We start from the raw sequence: 15,243 nt of genomic DNA, 5'->3' as shown, positions 1-15,243 counted from the left end.
TAGCAGCACGGAGAGACGACCATGAAGCAATATGCCGGCATCGACGTATCATTGGAATACTCAAGTGTGTGCGTGGTGGATGCGGATGGCCGCGTCGTGCGGGAAGGAAAGGTACCCAGCGAGCCCGGTGCGCTGATCGCCTGGTTCAGCGATTGCGGGGTGGCTTTGGAGCGGATCGGTCTGGAGGCTGGCCCCTTGTCGCAGTGGCTCCATGCCGGGATGATGGGTCTGACGGTCGAACTGATTGAGACGCGCCATGTGCGTGCCGCCTTCAAGACGATGCCGGTGAAGACCGACAAGAAGGATGCGCGGGGAATTGCCCAGTTGATGCGGCTTGGCTGGTTCAGAGCGGTCCAGTGCAAATCTCTTCCGGCCCAGGAGATGCGAGCGCAGGGCAAGCTCCATGATATCGAGATGAGCATCCGGGGCATTCTGCGCGGCTTCGGCCTCAAGGTAGGACCGACCACCCGACGCGCCTATGCGGCACGGATCAGCGAGCTGGTTGAAGGTCATCCGACCTTGGAGGCAATCGCCGCTTCTCTGTTGAAGGTGCGCGATGCGCTTGCGGGTGAATTTGCGGGTTTTGAGCGTAAACTACGTGTCATGGCCCGTCAGGACGATAACGCACGTCGGCTGATGACGATGCCAGGCGTTGGCGTGCTGGTAGCGCTGACATTCGTGTCGGCCGTCGACGTGCCCGAGCGCTTCCGATCATCACGAGCGGTGGGGCCACACTTCGGATTGACGCCGAAGAAATATCAATCGGGCGAGACCGATTATAGTGGCCGCATCTCGAAGGTCGGCGATGCAGGAGTGCGAACCGCACTCTACGAGGCGGCCAACGTCATTTTGACCCGGCCAGTCAAAGGCTCGGATCTCAAAAGCTGGGCGCTGGCGGTCGCTAAGCGTGCAGGACCCAGAAAGGCACGTGTTGCATTGGCCCGCAAGTTGGCGGTGGTGTTGCACCACATGCTCCGGAATGGGACCGATTTCATTCCCCGCAGGGCGGTGGCAGTCATGACCGCTTGAACAAGGAAGGACGAAACAAGACGGGCTTTCGGATGGGCACTGCCATCAGCCTTCCGGAGCAAGGTCCCTTCGCCGGGACGATGGATAGGTTAGGCCGTAGAACTGGACGCAGCAATTTGTGACTGCGCTATTAGAGAGATTGGCCAGCCGGTCCTCAGCAGACCCCATAGAGCAGCGACCCGGCGTCGACTGCGGACAGAAGCAAGCACTCGGCGAGGGATTAAGCTCAAAAGGGATTGACTTGGGAAGGCCCGTTACAGAAGCCAGTTCTACAGGGCGTCCGGGTTGAACCTGCTCATCAACGCCATCGTCTATTGGAATACGCTCTATCTCGAACCAACTTTCGCCGAGCTCAATCGCGAAGGCATTGCGACGCCGGCCGACGTGATCAAGCACATCACGCCTCTCGGATGGCAGCATATCAGCCTCACCGGCGATTACATCTGGACTCCGACCGACAGCCCCGAACTCAGGCCGCTTCGGCGCGAGACGTCCATGCTGGCCGCTTGATCACCATATGTTCCCAAATGTCGGACAGATTCATCACTTTCGTGTCGTGACGCCTTGCTGGCTCTGCATGAGGTCGGCCAGCGTGTCGCAGTCCACGGTCGCCGAGAACGCCGCTAGCGCCTCCGTTAGCACGCCGCACAGGCGGCAGCGTGGCGTGATCAGGCAGCGGTCGTCGCTTCGGAAGCACTCGACCAGGGCGAAATCCGGCTCCGTCGCGCGCAGCGGCGGTCCGAAACTCGGTGCTGGCCTGCATCGGCAATACGCCGCTGGTGACGCTGTCGCCAAGCGTTTATGCGAAAGCCGAATATTTCAATCCGTCGGGTTCGATCAAGGCGCGTATGGCGAATTACATGATCGAGCGCGCCGAAGCCGAAGGACTGATCCAACCCGGCGACACCATCGTGGAGGCGACCAGCGGCAATACCGGCAATGCGCTGTCCATGGTCGCGGCGGCCAAGGGCTACAAGATGATCGTGGTCATGCCCGATGGTTACAGCAACGAGAGAGCCTGCATTTCGCGTGGTTTCGGTGCCGAGATTCGTCTCGTCGGGAATTTCCAGGTCAATGAGGCGCGCGCGGAAGCTACGCGCCTGGGCAAGCAGCCTCATCACTTTTGCCCGGCGCAATTCGACAACGAATGGAACGTCGATGAAAACCGCGACTGGCTGGGCCGCGAAACCATCGCGCAATTGCCGGCCGGACTGACAATCGATGCCATCGTGCAGGGTGTCGGCACCGGCGGCACGCTGATCGGGGTGGCGCAGGCGCTGCGCCGGTGGCACAATCCGGCCCTCAAGGTCTTCGCGATGGAGCCAAGCGAAAGCCGTACCATCGAATGCTGCATCGCCGCCGATCACCGGATCGAAGGTATTTCAGACGGCTTCATCCCGACGATCTACGAGCGCCACCGCGCCGAGATTGATGAGGTCATCTGCGTCGACAGCGCCATCGCCATCGAGGAAGCCAAAAGGCTGGCAAACGAACAGGGCCACTTCGTCGGCCCGAGCAGCGGCGCCAATTTCTGGGCCGCCCGCGAGGTGCAACGCCGGCATAAGGAACTGAAGAACGTCCTCACCTTCCTGGGCGATCGCGGTGAAAAATACCTGTCCTTGATGTACGGAGCGAAGACCACGGCAAACAGCAACTGACGGCGCCAGCTCCAAAACAAGCCCCGGCTTTAAGGAAGGAAGTCCCATGCCCGTTGCCCAATCCACCGCCGCCAAAAGAGGTGTTCTCGAACGCCTCGACGTAGGCCCCGTCATCCCGCCGACCTTAACGGCTGCCTGATGGCTGGAAATATCTGTAACACCAATGCCTATGAGGCTGCCGATGCCGCCACCAGCCGTGCGCGCCATCGTCCGTCATTAAGGACTCGATCGCCTGGAAATACCCTATATGTAGGGCAAACTGCCTCAGGCACCGTTGGAGGAAAAATGAAAGCACGATCGGCAACCGTCGGAGACCTCGAAGCTGTCTTCCGCAACTTGTCTATGCGGATGTCGAACGAGTATGTAGCCGCCGGAAAGGACAGCAAGGCTGTCTACGACAATCTGATGATGGACTTGAAGGAAGGGCGAGCGCACGCGCTTGTCGAAAATGATACTACCGTCGCGATCATCGCGTGGCATGAGCATGCCGGCGCAGCGGATACCCTGTTTTCCGCTCGGGACGATTTCTTCACCGCCAAGACTGTTCGCTTCTGCAAACGACACATTCGCCAAATCCAGGCGCTTACCGGAAACATGGCCATACACTCGCGAAGCTGGCTCGACCGCGCCGAGGTTGTGAGATGGTTTCGAATAATCGGTTATGTTGAGCGCGGCCGAGAGAATGGTGCGCACCTGTTTGAGTTGCCGCCATCCGACTGAGGGTTCAGTTTGTGGTGTAGTGGCCTTTCAGGTTCTGGACACTTGTCTATCCAGTCTCGTGCCCAAGGTGGCCCACGACGAGCCCGCCACTCCCCAGCAATCCTCCTTCGCTTCTGCGAACGTAGATAAGCAAGCTGAACCTGATGCTGAACGATCGTCTGTCGCCCGAGCGCAGCCTGTGTGTCGAACCGCGGCTGTGGTGAGAGACACTACGCAAGTGATGAGGGTCTGAAGGTCGAGGTCGGTATCACCCAGCGGCATCAGAGGCCCGTCGCAAATCATCGATGCGCGTATCTGCCAAAGCCGACCGTCGTGGCTGCGGGATTTTATCGTTGTAAGATTGCTACTTGATGACAAGCACAGGGGTTTTCGTGAGCGCGAGCACCTCGGCAGTCTGACTACCCAGCAGAGCCCTTTTGATGCCTCGACGCCCATGAGAAGCCATGACGATCAGATCGCATCCACATCGTACCTTGAGGTAATCACCACAAGCTCGGCCAACAAGGAATGAGTCTTCGTTCCGTCGACATCCCTCAGCTTATATTTTCGGCTATCATCGCATACGAGTTAACCCATAATCATCGCCCACAGCAGCTTGACGTAGCTTGGAGAATATACTCGCGGATGATGTAACAAACGCTTTCGCAAGAATGCTTCCGCACGATCCGCCGCTTTCTGGCAAGCACTGGTGGGCCACACGACGGCCATGACAACGACCATGCCGATCAGCACACGAGACCGCCGACCAGCCTCGGCAGGAGCGTGGTCGGCGAAGGTGCTTCCTCCTCCTAGAAACGCCGATCCTGTTTGTCTTCGTTGCTATCGGCCATCACATGACCTTTGCGCATTGCCTCGCGTTTCGATATCGCCCGTCATCGGGCTCAGCCGATGCAGCAATCCGTTGAACATACGCCATCGTGCCGGGTCCTCCTGGCGCAATACGGCACAAGCGCGTGCAGCGAGGCGGCATGCCGCATCAGCCTGTCCTGCGGCAGCGAGGGTTTGAAGGCTCGCGCGCAGGATCTCGCAAAGCCCATCCGCTATTGATGCGGATGCACTCTTGGCTTCTGTTCTGCCGGGATCGCTCACCATCCATCCCCATCGGCAATGCCGAGGTGGCGTTTGGCCTCGACGCTCATCATCTCCGGGGTCCAGGGCGGTTCGTAGGTGAGCTTCACGTCGACGAACTCGACGCCAACGACCGACCATGCGGCATCCCGTGCGCCATCCTTGAGATAGTTCGTCGCCGGGCAACCACGCGTCGTCGTCGTCATCGTGATATTGGCGACGCCGCCATCTTCAATCGCGACATCATAGACAAGACCGAGGTCGACGATATTGTAGCCGAGTTCCGGATCGATCACGAGCCGCAGCGCTTCCTTGACGGTTGCGACCATAGCCTGCGCTTCTGAGCTCACCTCGCCAATGGCCTTGATGGGCTCCAGAACGACCGGCGCGCCCGACATGAAATGCTCCATGATGACACCGAGCAGCGCCGGCTTCAGATGCTGCCAATCGCCGCCGCTTTTCGTGATGATGATGGTGTCGGCCCCGAAGGACAGCGCCGCAACGCCATCGACATTGAACAGCTTGACGGCGAGCGGGGATCGGGCGGCGGCTTCCCGATCGCGGATTTGCAGCGTTCCTTCCGCCAGGACCTGACGGCCCGGCAGGAATTTCAGGCTTGCCGGATCTGCCGTCGCTTCGGTTTGGATGAACATGTCGGAGGCTCCTAAAAGAGTGTTGAGGATCAGGCCGCGTCAGGTTGCGGGGTGCCCCGGGCCCCTCCGATTCGCACAAGAATCTTGTAGGTAGTGCCGTCTGGCTCGAAGTCTCCCCTCCACGCGTGCCCTCGTTTTGCGAGTTCGGGAAGCAGGAATATCGGTTCGCGGCAAAGAAGCGCCGACATCACCTCGCCTGGCGCCATCTCCTCCGTTGCGGCCAGTATCCTGACCATTGGCTCCGGCGGGTCGAGGTTCCGATTGTCCATGTGCCGGAGCGGTTCCGGCCACGTGCCCTGATCTCCGATTTCTGGCACGTCGACCTCTGCAGACTTGGGTGCAGTGGCCGACGGCGAAAACAGAACCTCCCAGTCGCCACCGCCCAGTTCGCGCATCTCGTGTTCGAACCCCCTGGAGCCGAGGACATGGAGCAGGGGCATGGGCTTGAATGTCGCAAGCAGGCGCAGCCCTTCGCCGGGCCTGAGTGCGTTCGCCGCCTCCATGATCTTTTCAAACGGCTCGCCGCCGGCACGCAGGATCGGGCGTACATCGACGTCGACAAAAGATGTCGTCATGATTGTCTCTCCAATGGTCTAGTCATGTTGTACGGAGCAGCGCAGCAACTGCGGCATGCGTATCCCTGGCGGCAGGCGCATAGCGACGCCGACGTCGAGCAGCCGGCGGATTCGCACCAATTGAACGATGATGCCGAGGCTTGCGATAAGCATCAGGCCGGCGCAGGCCTGGAACGCCATCGGCATCTCGAGCAACAATGCGGCGGTCGCGGCCCACACGGCGCAGAAATAGAGGAAGAACCACCTGATGGCGCGACGTTCGACTGCCAGGTCCTGCACCCGCGGCGTTGCCGTCTTGCCGAGGACCGGCCCGTAACATTCAAGCCAGGTCAGGAAGGCGGTGATTTTGTAAAGCTTGGCCAACCCCAACCCCGACAGCCAGCCGAATGCGACAAGAAAGGCGGTGGCGGCAACGTGCTGAGCGAAAAAGCCGAGAGCGGCCAGCGCGACGATCAGGATCACGCTCGCAGCGAGGCCGGCCATTGCAAAGGCCGCCATCCGGCTGTTCAGTTCGATCACACGGCGTTTCCGCGCCCGATAGAGGCGCAGCATGTCGGCGCCGTAGAGGACAAGCGCGCACAGGCCGAGCAACCCGGCTGCGAGCAGGGCCAGCGTCAGGCTTGCCGCAAAACAGATCGCCGCCACGCCGCCGCCGATGGCGACAGCGAGCGCTGCCGTCCCCGAATAGAAGCCCGCACGCGAGCGTGAGCTGTCAAGGTCGGGCGCCAGCATGAACATTGCGAGAAGCCGGTAGCTCACCCCCATGGCGGTGAACGTCAGCCAGCCGCCTAGCCCGGCGATCGCGTGCAGCGGCACACCGTTGGCGACGACATCGGCAAGATGTGGATTGTCGGTGACCCCACGGAGCACCAGGGTGAAAATAATACCGAACGTGACGGTTGCGGCAAGGCTGCAAAGACCGACGACGACAAAGCGGGCCGGCAGCGGCAACGGACGGGCAGCCCAGAGCGTACGGCCGAGATTCCACAAGGCAAGGCCGAAGCCGATGGCCAGAAGGGCGGCGGCCGCCGGGAAGAAGGCGAATACGGTGGAGACGAAGCCATCCATTTGCAGGAAGCCGAGAAGAAGTGCCGCAAGCCCAACGATCAGGCATACCAGTGTCGGCAGCGGCAGTGAGTCGCTGTAGAGGGCGCGCGCCACCAGCACCGGGACGAACTGGAATAGCGCCCCGCACATGAGCAGGCTGAGCCAGCCCAGCACGACCAGATGCACGAGAACGAGTGTTGACGCGGATTCCACCGGAGCACTGGGATAACCATATCCGAGTGTCATCAACAGTTCGGCGGCAAGGAACGCGATCAGCGCCGCCGCGAAGTAAGACATCGTCCAGCGGGAGAGTGTTGCGCCGAGCACGATCGCGTTCTTTTTCTGCTGGAGCGGTGCCGGCCGTCGAGCCGCCGGCATCGCTACCGGCGAACTCAAGCAGCTTTCACCATGCGTCCGATCTCGACGCGCCATACCTGCGGACCCTTTTCTAGATAGGTCCAGGAAAACTGTTGCGGGTGTTCGGCCTCAAGCTGGTAATAGAGCGGCTTCGGGTCGTGATCGTTGACCAGGACAAACGAGCCGCCCGGTGTGAGCTGCCCCACAAGTTCGAAGATCTTCGCGTGTCGCTGTGCCGGCACGAGGCTTCGAACGTCGATTTCGCTGACGGCCGAAGCCGATTGTGTCTGAGGCATGATGCAATTGCTCCGTAGGTCGCGCTCTGCGCCATCGGCAGGAGGGGATCGCGACCGAATCCGATCCGGGCCTTTGAGAGTTCGCTTTGTGCAGCGCTCCTAGTTGCACATTCACGCCCAAAAGATACATTGTCAATATATCTTTTATGAGCCTGTTTGGAATCGTGGCCGCCTGTGAACCACGCGTCCTTGCAAAAGACACCTACGTACCCGTCACGGGCGTCAGCTATCGCGACGCCACGGCCTATGCCGCCTGGCTGTCTGCCAGAACAGGCAGAACCTGGCGCCGACCGACGAGGAATGGGCTTTCGCGGCTGCCGAACGCATGAATGATGACGCGCTCGGCCTCGAGCAAGACAATACCAATCCGGCCGTCCGGTGGCTGGCGCGCTATCGTTCGGAGGCGGGAACTGGCGCGCGCACACCGAGCCCAAGCCGCTCGGCCATTTCGGACTGAACAGCAAGGGGGTGGCCGACATCGCCGGCAATGTCTGGGACTGGACGATGACGTGCTACGTGCGTGCGACGATGACCGGCGGCGGAGAAATTGCACAGAGCACCGAAAACTGTGGCGTGCGCGTCGTCGGCGGCCGGCATCGCGGTTACATGTCCAACTTCATCCGCGACGGCAAGAGCGGCGGCTGCGCGGCCGGCCTTGCGCCGGATAATCTCGGCATCCGGCTCGTTCGCGAAACGCCTTCCCTCGTCGGCTATGTCAAGCTGCTGTGGGTGAAGAACATCGATTAATTCGTATGCCAATACCCGACGGCCGGCTTTGGCGAACATGCATCTTGTCCGGCAAAAGCGTATTAAGCGGCAAGCGCCATGTGCCACGGGCATGGCTGCATCTGCCATGCGCTCGACCAGGCCGAACCAAAAATTTGCTCGGCACATAAACTTAAAAACGCGATGGAGAAAACCAGGAACTTGACCCCTAAACCAGGCCCGAAAGATGCATAAAAGGCGGACCAAATCTTGGTGGAACCCCCGGGTCGTTCCTACCTGAAATCAACATTCAACGGCTACATCGGCCTCTATGAGCGACCGGGAGCATGTACCACCCAAAAAATGCAGCCATGGAACAAGCTTGCTCATCGTGCTTAGGCCATCCGTCTGCTCAATGGTTCAGACGGACTCAAGCAGGTACCATCGACACACCGGTGCAACGCGAGGTGCCTCTGCCCTTTCCGTAGACCTTCGCACGACCAGATCATCAAAATCTGCGATGAGAACGGCATCGAGGATTGTCTGGCCAATGTTCTCATTCTCAAACATAAAAAGTCCCGAAGGTTGCCTTCTCTGCATGTCGCGCTGGCACAGTTTCAGGATTTCATCCATCGGATGGCTGACCATCTCGCAAAAGCGAGGATTGGCCATCACGATGCGATCCAGGCCATTCAGACGCCTTGATGAACAAGGTGACGGCCCCGGAGCGGCCTGAAGCGTCTTTCCGTTATCCGCTGGTTACCCCGAATACCCGCGTGATTTTGATAGCAAGGCGCCGCTTGCTCGTCGTTGGCGTAGAGGTCAGGTACCTTCCATTCTTTGCTTTACAAGGAGCTCCTTCAGCAGCGGGTTGGGAAAGAGCCTTTCCATCACCACCGCATAAAACGTCTGGACGATACTGGGAAGGGCATCGCCTTCGACAAGCGTTCCGGCCGCGATTTCGTCCTTCACCACGATCGGCGGTAGCACGGCGATGCCGATGTCTTCGCGCGCGAGCAGGCGCATCGTCGCCATATCGTCGGCCTCGGCAATGACGTGCGGACGAATGTCGAGTTGGTAAATAAGTGCATCGAAGCCGGCTCGAACGCTAGTTCCGCTTGTCGGGACAATGACGGGGTGTGCCATCAGACGCTCGGCCAGGCCGCAATCCCTACGAAAGCGCGCCGGGGCTCCGATGAGGCTTACCGCTCGCTCCGCCAGGCGATGGACCACGAGGTGCGAATGCCCGTCATGCACCGGCGGCTGGTTGATCAAGACGATGTCGAGGCTGAGTGAACGAAGCGACGCGATCAACTCGGCTGTGTTGCCTGAGCGCAGGACGAGTTCGACGTCCGGCCGTCCAAGCAGAGGTTGCAGGAATTCCATCTGAAAATTGCGCGACAGTGTCGCCAACGCGCCGAGACGCAGGGTCTTATGCGCCGTGCCGGCGTCGCGAAGCGTGCCCAGCAGTTCCTCGCCTGTGTTGAAGATGGCATCGGCGTGATCCAGCGCGATGCGCCCCGCTTCCGTCAGGCGTAGCTGGCGGCCGCTGCGTTCGAACAACGCGTTGCCAAGGCTTGCCTCCAGCTTGCGAATTTGGACCGACAGGGCGGATTGGGTGACGTTGAGGCGCGTCGCCGTGCGCGTGAGATTGCCGTCATGGGCGACAGCCCAGAAATAGCGCAGGTGGTTGTAGTTCAAGGGAGGCATCATTCGATATTAGCGAACGATATCGCATAAACAATGAATTTTCTTCGGCGAAGCGCGCCTGTTATCGCGATGCAACGATTATCCCTCGGAGACCAACGTTGTCGCTCTACCTGCTTGCCTTGGCCACGCCGCTACCGCTACTCGTCGCCGCTGCCATTGCCTTTCCCGGTTCCGGTCGCTGCCCAAAGCGCGCCGGCCTGGCTGAAGTGGCCGCGCTGGTTTCTTTCCTCATAGCGCTCGGCGGGCTTGCCGTGCTTGTCACGCAAGGGGCGAGGACAAGCGGCCTGATCGGCGTCGCCGGGATCGGCCTCTCCTCTCTGCTGGACGCCGTCAGCGTTACGATGCTGCTGCTCGTCAGTTTCATCGGCTGGCTCGTGCTGCGTTATGCCCGAACCTATCTCGACGGCGAGGCGCGGCAGTGCGCGTTCACCGGCTGGTTGTGCCTTACGCTCGCGGCCGTCCTGTTTCTCGTCCAGGCAGGCAATCTCGTCCAGCTTGCGGCGGCATGGATCGGTATGAGCGTAACGTTGCGCCGGTTGCTGCTGTTTTATCCGGAACGATTGGCGGCGCGGCGTGCCGAACGCAAGAAGCGGCTTTTTTCTCGCATCGGCGCTGCTGCGCTGATCGTTGGCACCGGCTTTATCGCCTGGGTCTACGGCACGGCCGATATCGCGACCGTCAATTCCATTGCAAGAACCGGCGGCGGGCCGGCATTGACCGTCGTTGTCGCCGGCCTGCTCGCGTTTGCGGCGCTGCTCAAGTCGGCCCAGTTTCCGACGCACGGGTGGCTGACGGAAGTCATGGAGGCGCCGACGCCGGTCTCGGCGCTTCTGCACGCGGGCATCGTCAATGCCGGCGGCTTCCTGCTGGTCCGTTTCGCTGACCTGATGTTGACGGCGCCCGGCATCCTCGCGGCGGTTGCGATGGTCGGCGGCTTCACAGCGCTGTTCGGGGCGCTTGTCATGCTCACCCAGCCCGCCGTCAAGACTTCGCTTGCCTGGTCGACGGTGGCGCAGATGGGCTTCATGATGCTGGAATGCGGACTGGCGCTGTTCCCGCTTGCCTTGCTGCACATCGTCGTCCATTCGTTCTACAAGGCGCACGCCTTCCTCGCTTCGGGCGGAGCCGTCGAACAGGTCGCCACCATCCGCCGCCCCGGACCGGTCGCAATCCCCAACGGTGCCGCCGTCGGCCGGGCGTTTGCTCTGGCGCTCCTGATCTACGCGGCGATCGGGGCTATCTTCGGCGTCGCCTTCGGCTTCGGCCATAAGTCCCCTCAGTCCCTTGCCCTCGGCGCGATCCTGATCTTCGGTGTCGCCTACCTTCTGGCGCAGGGGCTGGCTGATGCCGCGCCGCGCGTGCTGACCCGCAAGACGGCGAGCTACGCCATCGCAGCGGCGGTCGGATATTTCACGCTGCAAACGGCGGCCGAGTGGCTGACGCGCGGGACCCTGCCGGCGACGCCAGCGCCCGGCCGGCTCGAATGGACATTGATGGCGCTGGCCGCCCTGAGCTTTGGGGTGGTCGCGATTGCCCAGGCCCTGCTGCCCCTGTGGTCCGGCCATCCGGCCGCTACAGGGCTGCGGGTGCATCTCGCCAACGGCTTTTACCTGAACGCTGTCTTGGACCGAATGCTCGGCGGCTGGTCCGCCCGCGTGTCGCCGTGACGAACCGCTAGTGCGGAGGATACCGATGCTGAACAGGATCGATGATCATCACATTCTCGCCTCTGGCACGGCGATCGAGGCGGCGCGTCGCGCGGCGCGGCAGGTCCCGCCGCTGTGGCCGCTGGATTCGAGTGTAACGGTCAACCCATTTCTCGGCCAGGCCGACTGGCCGCTTGAACTGGCCGCCGCCCGGCTTGGTCGCGTTGCCGGCATACGGGTCACGATGCCGCGAAGCTGGTATGCCGCGCGTATTCGATCCGGCGAGATAAACGATGCCGATCTCGATGCGGCCCTTATCGGTGCATCGGCACCCGATGAGCCGAAGGCGCGCGCGGAGCTTGACGCGGGGCTCAGGGCAGAGCCCCCATGCCCGACACCGCTGCCAACGGTAGCCGATCTCGCGGCCGAAGCATCGGGAACCGACTGGCCCGGCGTTCTGACCGAGCGTATCAGCCATTGGGCCGCCGATTATTTCGATACGGCCCAGGCGCTGTGGGCGGCCCCCAAAGGGCGCGACGCCTATGACACCTGGCGCGACAATGCCCGGTTCGATCTTACGCCGGAAATTGCCGGCCTGAAGGGCTTTGCCGCGTTCGCCGCGCGACTGCCCGAAACGGCGGAGCAGGCGATCCTCGAATGCGTCGGATATCTGGGTTTGTCTGACAGGACCCTCGAGGTTTACTTCCACCGGCTGCTGATGAGTCTCGGCGGCTGGGCCCAAATCGGGCGCTATCTCCTGTGGCAGGCGGAACTTCGCGACGGCAGTGACAGGACCCTGATTGATCTCCTTGCAATCCGTCTCGTCTGGGAAAAAGCGATTTTTCGCCAATATGCCTCCTCGATCGAAGGCGAGTGGTTCGAGTCGAGAGGAGCCTATGCCGAGGAGATTACGTCGTCGGCCGACGATGTGTTGGATTCCGTGTTGCAGGAAGCGGCCGAGCACGCCGCCCAGAGGCGGCTTGCGGCGGTTCTCGCGGCGGAAACAGCAATCCCCGTCAACGGCCGCGCCAAGTTGCAGATGGCCTTTTGCATAGACGTGCGGTCTGAAGTGTTTCGCCGCGCGCTGGAAAGCCTCGATCCAGGCATCCGTACGCTTGGATTTGCAGGCTTCTTCGGGCTTGGCGTTTCCCATCGGCGTTTCGCTTCCGACGTCGAGGAGTATCGCCTGCCGCCGCAACTGGCGCCGGGGTCGAACTCGCGTTCGGGCGACGGCAGCGCCGCCATGGTGCAACTGGACCAAGCCGCTCGGCTTGGCGAACGGGCAACCCGCGCCTGGGGCCGTTTCAGGCTGGCAGCCGTTTCCTCCTTCGCCTTCGTCGAAGCCATGGGGCCTGTCTATGTGAACAAGCTTTTGCGCAACGGGCTTGGCTTCGCCAAGGTCAAGCACCCGAACGATCCGGCGCCCCGTTTCGACCCCGCGCCCGATGTGGCGTTCCGCATCGCCATGGCAGAGAAAGTGCTGCGGAGCATGTCGCTGACCCATGACTTCGCGCGGCTGGTAGTGATCGCCGGCCATGGTGCGAGCGTCGTCAATAATCCGCACGCCAGCATGCTTCATTGCGGTGCTTGCGGCGGCTTTTCCGGCGATGTCAACGCTCGGCTGCTCGCCGGCCTGCTCAACGACGCTGTGGTTCGCGCCGGGCTCGCCGAGCGCGGTATTTTGGTTCCGGACGACACCCTTTTTCTGGCGGCGCTGCACGAGACCACGACCGATACCGTCACGCTCTACAAAGCCGACCGCCCCTCGGTCGCTCACGCCGAGGATATTGGGCAGCTAAGGCGCTGGTTCAAGGCGGCCGGCGCGCTGACGCGAGCCGAGCGCGCGCTCCGCCTGCCCGGAAGGCCTTCGGCGGCGGACCTTTTGCGCCGGGCTAGGGACTGGGCCCAGATACGGCCGGAATGGGGGTTGACCGGCTGTCAGGCGTTCATCGCCGCGCCACGCAGCCGCACGGCGGGGCGGGATCTGGGCGGACGTGTTTTCCTGCACAACTACGTCTGGCGCGAAGACGAGGACTTTGGCGTTCTCGAAATGATCATAACCGCGCCCATTATCGTCGCGAGCTGGATCAGCCTGCAATATTACGGTTCGACCGTGGCGCCGCAGGTCTTTGGGGCGGGCAACAAGCTCCTGCACAACATCACCGGCGGCATGGGTGTCGTCGAGGGCAATGGCGGCCTGCTGCGTGGCGGCGTTCCCTGGCAGTCCATCCACGACGGTGAGAAATTTGTCCATGAGCCGCTGCGGATGTCGGTCGCTGTCGAAGCGCCGCGCGAGGCGATCGCCACAGTGCTGGAACGCCATCCCGACGTCCGCAAGCTGTTCGACAATCGCTGGCTCCACCTCTTCGCACTCGATGACATGGGACGCTGGGCCTGGCGATATGCGGGCGGTTCAAGCTGGATAGGCGCTTTCGACGATACGTCACCTCAAGCCCGATTGGAGCCAGTGCCGATTTGAGGTTCAGGCGGAACAGGTTTGGCGGACCGACGACTCGTGCGGTTCCTGCTTTCATCAGGTTTCAAGGCAACCCACCCTCAAAAGGACGTAAAATGGCCGAAGGAATGAATATAGAAAGCCCGACGTTAACAGCGAATAATGAACAAATCGATTGGCTACTGTCTCGCCCCAACATGAGCCCGTGGCTGAAGAATGCACTGACTACTGCCAGAGGCCGCAACCCTGTTGATCTCTTGAATGACCTCGATATCCTGGACTACCTGCTCCGCACACGGAGTAATGCGCAGATTCGTTCAGCATTGGAGGGATATGCGCAGGGCACCTTGCCAGGCTAGTTCGCATGTGTTCAAGCCACCACCACGCTACTGCTTCGACCGACGCCAGGTTCTCAAGTTGAGGCCGCTTCGGCGGTTCACAGGTAGACTACCCATTCCAATCAATGCCAAACAGCGATCAAAATCACAGCCCCGAAGCCGTGCTGGCGCACTCTAGATCGGACGACAGAAATTCTGTAACACACACTGGCTGGAACGCGTCAACAACCACACCAGCAGCGGACGCCGCGCCCTAGAAGGTGTCTCGTGTGAGTTCTCGCACCTCCTGCGTGATCCAGTCGCGGAAAGCGCTTACCTTCGGGTTATTCCGGCTGCCGACGCGGTAGACAAGATCGTAGCCCCATTCGACTTCCAGTCTGGCTTGCGGAAACAGCGACACAAGACGGCCTGCCGCCAGGTCCTCGACCACCAGCACACTGCACCCCAAGGCCACGCCTTCACCACGGGTGGCTGCCTCGATCGACATGCTGCCAAGCGTGTAGCCTGGGCCCCGAACCTTCAGATATGGCAAGCCCAAGCAAAGGGCGCGATACCGGTCCCGGTCGATATCATCCACAACCCCCTGCCCGGCGTCAGCGCATCGAGGACCAGCGCCCCGGTCGGTCTAGCGCGCAGCAATTTGGTGTCGCCCGGCGTGATTTTCTGCAGATGCATGGTCAGCGGACCGTCCGGCACCTGATCGACAGGAATTCCAGTTCCTCGCCCCATGAGGGCTGGCGATGGAGTAGGCCCTGAATACCGGCTTCACCGCATTGGGCAGGCCAATCATCACGAACTCGCCCGGGCGGAAGCGAAAGCTCTGTGGCCGGGTGATACGGAACGAGAACAACCGGCCCGTATATTGGCGCACGGAGATCACCTTCTCGGCGTGAACCCCAATGGGAAGCGGAAATTCGCAAATGGCGGCGTCTGTCTGCTGGCGCACTGCTTGTGTCATTCCTGGCATCCCTTTTGTCGATGACTGA

The 15,243-nt window shown here is 61.4% G+C and carries 15 protein-coding genes and 5 pseudogenes; 9 read left to right on the top strand and 11 right to left on the bottom strand.

All coding sequences use genetic code 11. From position 1 onward, the window contains the following. Window positions 1–21 precede the first annotated feature (21 nt). Both ASD64_RS02910 and ASD64_RS02905 read left to right on the top strand, forming a co-directional pair. Entirely contained in the window at window positions 22–1,029 is a 1,008-nt protein-coding gene (locus ASD64_RS02910) for an IS110 family transposase (protein ID WP_056100448.1), read from the top strand. A 255-nt stretch (window positions 1,030–1,284) separates the two neighbouring features. After that, window positions 1,285–1,539: pseudogene (locus tag ASD64_RS02905) on the top strand (Tn3 family transposase); the annotation flags it as partial. Window positions 1,540–1,572: 33 nt separating this feature from the next. Here ASD64_RS02905 and ASD64_RS21550 read toward each other — a convergent pair. Beyond that, window positions 1,573–1,770 (bottom strand): annotated as a pseudogene (locus ASD64_RS21550) (BadM/Rrf2 family transcriptional regulator); the annotation flags it as partial. Between the two features lie 8 nt (window positions 1,771–1,778). On the opposite strand from ASD64_RS21550, the gene ASD64_RS02900 reads away from it, so the two are divergent. Continuing rightward, a complete protein-coding gene (locus tag ASD64_RS02900) occupies window positions 1,779–2,687 on the top strand; it encodes a PLP-dependent cysteine synthase family protein (RefSeq protein ID WP_056100443.1) in 909 nt (302 codons plus the stop codon). 285 nt (window positions 2,688–2,972) lie between these two features. Next, window positions 2,973–3,407 (top strand): hypothetical protein, encoded by a 435-nt coding sequence (locus ASD64_RS02895; RefSeq protein WP_056100439.1) that lies wholly within the window; start codon window positions 2,973–2,975, stop codon window positions 3,405–3,407. Between the two features lie 343 nt (window positions 3,408–3,750). On the opposite strand, the pseudogene ASD64_RS20370 reads toward ASD64_RS02895, so the two are convergent. From ASD64_RS20370 to ASD64_RS02870, 6 genes and pseudogenes are all read right to left on the bottom strand, one after another. Next, a pseudogene (locus ASD64_RS20370) lies at window positions 3,751–3,870 on the bottom strand (universal stress protein); the annotation flags it as partial. A 622-nt stretch (window positions 3,871–4,492) separates the two neighbouring features. Further along, entirely contained in the window at window positions 4,493–4,804 is a 312-nt protein-coding gene (locus tag ASD64_RS21545) for a metal-sulfur cluster assembly factor (RefSeq protein ID WP_244480699.1), read from the bottom strand. A gap of 72 nt (window positions 4,805–4,876) precedes the next feature. Continuing rightward, window positions 4,877–5,128, bottom strand: a pseudogene (locus ASD64_RS21540) (NifU N-terminal domain-containing protein); the annotation flags it as partial. A gap of 29 nt (window positions 5,129–5,157) precedes the next feature. Further along, complete coding sequence (locus tag ASD64_RS02880) at window positions 5,158–5,703, bottom strand: DUF2249 domain-containing protein (RefSeq protein ID WP_056100429.1); 546 nt, start codon at window positions 5,701–5,703, stop codon at window positions 5,158–5,160. A gap of 18 nt (window positions 5,704–5,721) precedes the next feature. Continuing rightward, window positions 5,722–7,077, bottom strand: coding sequence for a hypothetical protein (locus ASD64_RS02875; RefSeq protein ID WP_082549839.1), 1,356 nt, complete (start codon window positions 7,075–7,077; stop codon window positions 5,722–5,724). 65 nt (window positions 7,078–7,142) lie between these two features. After that, window positions 7,143–7,403, bottom strand: a complete 261-nt coding sequence (locus tag ASD64_RS02870) for a DUF2249 domain-containing protein (RefSeq protein WP_056100423.1) — start codon at window positions 7,401–7,403, stop codon at window positions 7,143–7,145. 146 nt (window positions 7,404–7,549) lie between these two features. Here ASD64_RS02870 and ASD64_RS21940 point away from each other — a divergent pair, with 146 nt between their 5' ends. Next, window positions 7,550–7,732, top strand: coding sequence for an SUMF1/EgtB/PvdO family nonheme iron enzyme (locus ASD64_RS21940; protein ID WP_413813565.1), 183 nt, complete (start codon window positions 7,550–7,552; stop codon window positions 7,730–7,732). A 139-nt stretch (window positions 7,733–7,871) separates the two neighbouring features. Next, window positions 7,872–8,150 carry an SUMF1/EgtB/PvdO family nonheme iron enzyme gene (locus ASD64_RS21780; protein WP_274533346.1) on the top strand — a complete coding sequence of 93 codons (279 nt, stop codon included), beginning with the start codon at window positions 7,872–7,874 and terminating at the stop codon, window positions 8,148–8,150. A 378-nt stretch (window positions 8,151–8,528) separates the two neighbouring features. Here ASD64_RS21780 and ASD64_RS02860 read toward each other — a convergent pair whose 3' ends face one another. Together ASD64_RS02860 and ASD64_RS02855 are read right to left on the bottom strand one after the other, a co-directional pair. Further along, a complete protein-coding gene (locus tag ASD64_RS02860; protein ID WP_156459980.1) occupies window positions 8,529–8,780 on the bottom strand; it encodes a hypothetical protein in 252 nt (83 codons plus the stop codon). Window positions 8,781–8,930: 150 nt separating this feature from the next. Next, complete coding sequence (locus tag ASD64_RS02855; RefSeq protein ID WP_056100641.1) at window positions 8,931–9,818, bottom strand: LysR family transcriptional regulator; 888 nt, start codon at window positions 9,816–9,818, stop codon at window positions 8,931–8,933. 98 nt (window positions 9,819–9,916) lie between these two features. On the opposite strand from ASD64_RS02855, the gene ASD64_RS02850 reads away from it, so the two are divergent. The 3 genes from ASD64_RS02850 (at window position 9,917) to ASD64_RS20860 (ending at window position 14,278) form a co-directional block, all read left to right on the top strand. After that, window positions 9,917–11,485 carry a proton-conducting transporter membrane subunit gene (locus tag ASD64_RS02850; RefSeq protein WP_056100414.1) on the top strand — a complete coding sequence of 523 codons (1,569 nt, stop codon included), beginning with the start codon at window positions 9,917–9,919 and terminating at the stop codon, window positions 11,483–11,485. 25 nt (window positions 11,486–11,510) lie between these two features. Further along, a complete protein-coding gene (locus tag ASD64_RS02845; RefSeq protein WP_056100410.1) occupies window positions 11,511–13,943 on the top strand; it encodes a YbcC family protein in 2,433 nt (810 codons plus the stop codon). A 92-nt stretch (window positions 13,944–14,035) separates the two neighbouring features. Next, window positions 14,036–14,278 (top strand): hypothetical protein, encoded by a 243-nt coding sequence (locus ASD64_RS20860; protein WP_156459979.1) that lies wholly within the window; start codon window positions 14,036–14,038, stop codon window positions 14,276–14,278. A gap of 232 nt (window positions 14,279–14,510) precedes the next feature. Here the strand turns inward: ASD64_RS20860 and ASD64_RS02840 are convergent, their stop codons facing one another. Next, window positions 14,511–14,744 (bottom strand): LysR substrate-binding domain-containing protein, encoded by a 234-nt coding sequence (locus tag ASD64_RS02840; protein WP_082549838.1) that lies wholly within the window; start codon window positions 14,742–14,744, stop codon window positions 14,511–14,513. A gap of 50 nt (window positions 14,745–14,794) precedes the next feature. Beyond that, a pseudogene (locus tag ASD64_RS02835) lies at window positions 14,795–15,215 on the bottom strand (FAD-binding oxidoreductase); the annotation flags it as partial. Window positions 15,216–15,243 lie beyond the last annotated feature (28 nt).

The organism is Mesorhizobium sp. Root157 (genome assembly GCF_001427385.1).
Classification (GTDB): Bacteria; Pseudomonadota; Alphaproteobacteria; order Rhizobiales; family Rhizobiaceae; genus Mesorhizobium.
The sequence above is the reverse complement of the archived record's forward strand: the minus strand, read 5'-3'. Positions and strand labels throughout refer to the sequence as shown.

Excerpts from the sequence above, each read along its gene's own strand:
- ASD64_RS02910 (WP_056100448.1), top strand. The coding sequence starts at position 22 with ATGAAGCAATATGCCGGCATCGACGTATCATTGGAATACTCAAGTGTG.
- ASD64_RS02895 (WP_056100439.1), top strand. The coding sequence starts at position 2,973 with ATGAAAGCACGATCGGCAACCGTCGGAGACCTCGAAGCTGTCTTCCGC.
- ASD64_RS21545 (WP_244480699.1), bottom strand. The coding sequence starts at position 4,804 with ATGGTCGCAACCGTCAAGGAAGCGCTGCGGCTCGTGATCGATCCGGAA.
- ASD64_RS02880 (WP_056100429.1), bottom strand. The coding sequence starts at position 5,703 with ATGACGACATCTTTTGTCGACGTCGATGTACGCCCGATCCTGCGTGCC.
- ASD64_RS02870 (WP_056100423.1), bottom strand. The coding sequence starts at position 7,403 with ATGCCTCAGACACAATCGGCTTCGGCCGTCAGCGAAATCGACGTTCGA.
- ASD64_RS21940 (WP_413813565.1), top strand. The coding sequence starts at position 7,550 with ATGAGCCTGTTTGGAATCGTGGCCGCCTGTGAACCACGCGTCCTTGCA.
- ASD64_RS02860 (WP_156459980.1), bottom strand. The coding sequence starts at position 8,780 with ATGGCCAATCCTCGCTTTTGCGAGATGGTCAGCCATCCGATGGATGAA.
- ASD64_RS02855 (WP_056100641.1), bottom strand. The coding sequence starts at position 9,818 with ATGCCTCCCTTGAACTACAACCACCTGCGCTATTTCTGGGCTGTCGCC.
- ASD64_RS02845 (WP_056100410.1), top strand. The coding sequence starts at position 11,511 with ATGCTGAACAGGATCGATGATCATCACATTCTCGCCTCTGGCACGGCG.
- ASD64_RS20860 (WP_156459979.1), top strand. The coding sequence starts at position 14,036 with ATGGCCGAAGGAATGAATATAGAAAGCCCGACGTTAACAGCGAATAAT.
- ASD64_RS02840 (WP_082549838.1), bottom strand. The coding sequence starts at position 14,744 with ATGTCGATCGAGGCAGCCACCCGTGGTGAAGGCGTGGCCTTGGGGTGC.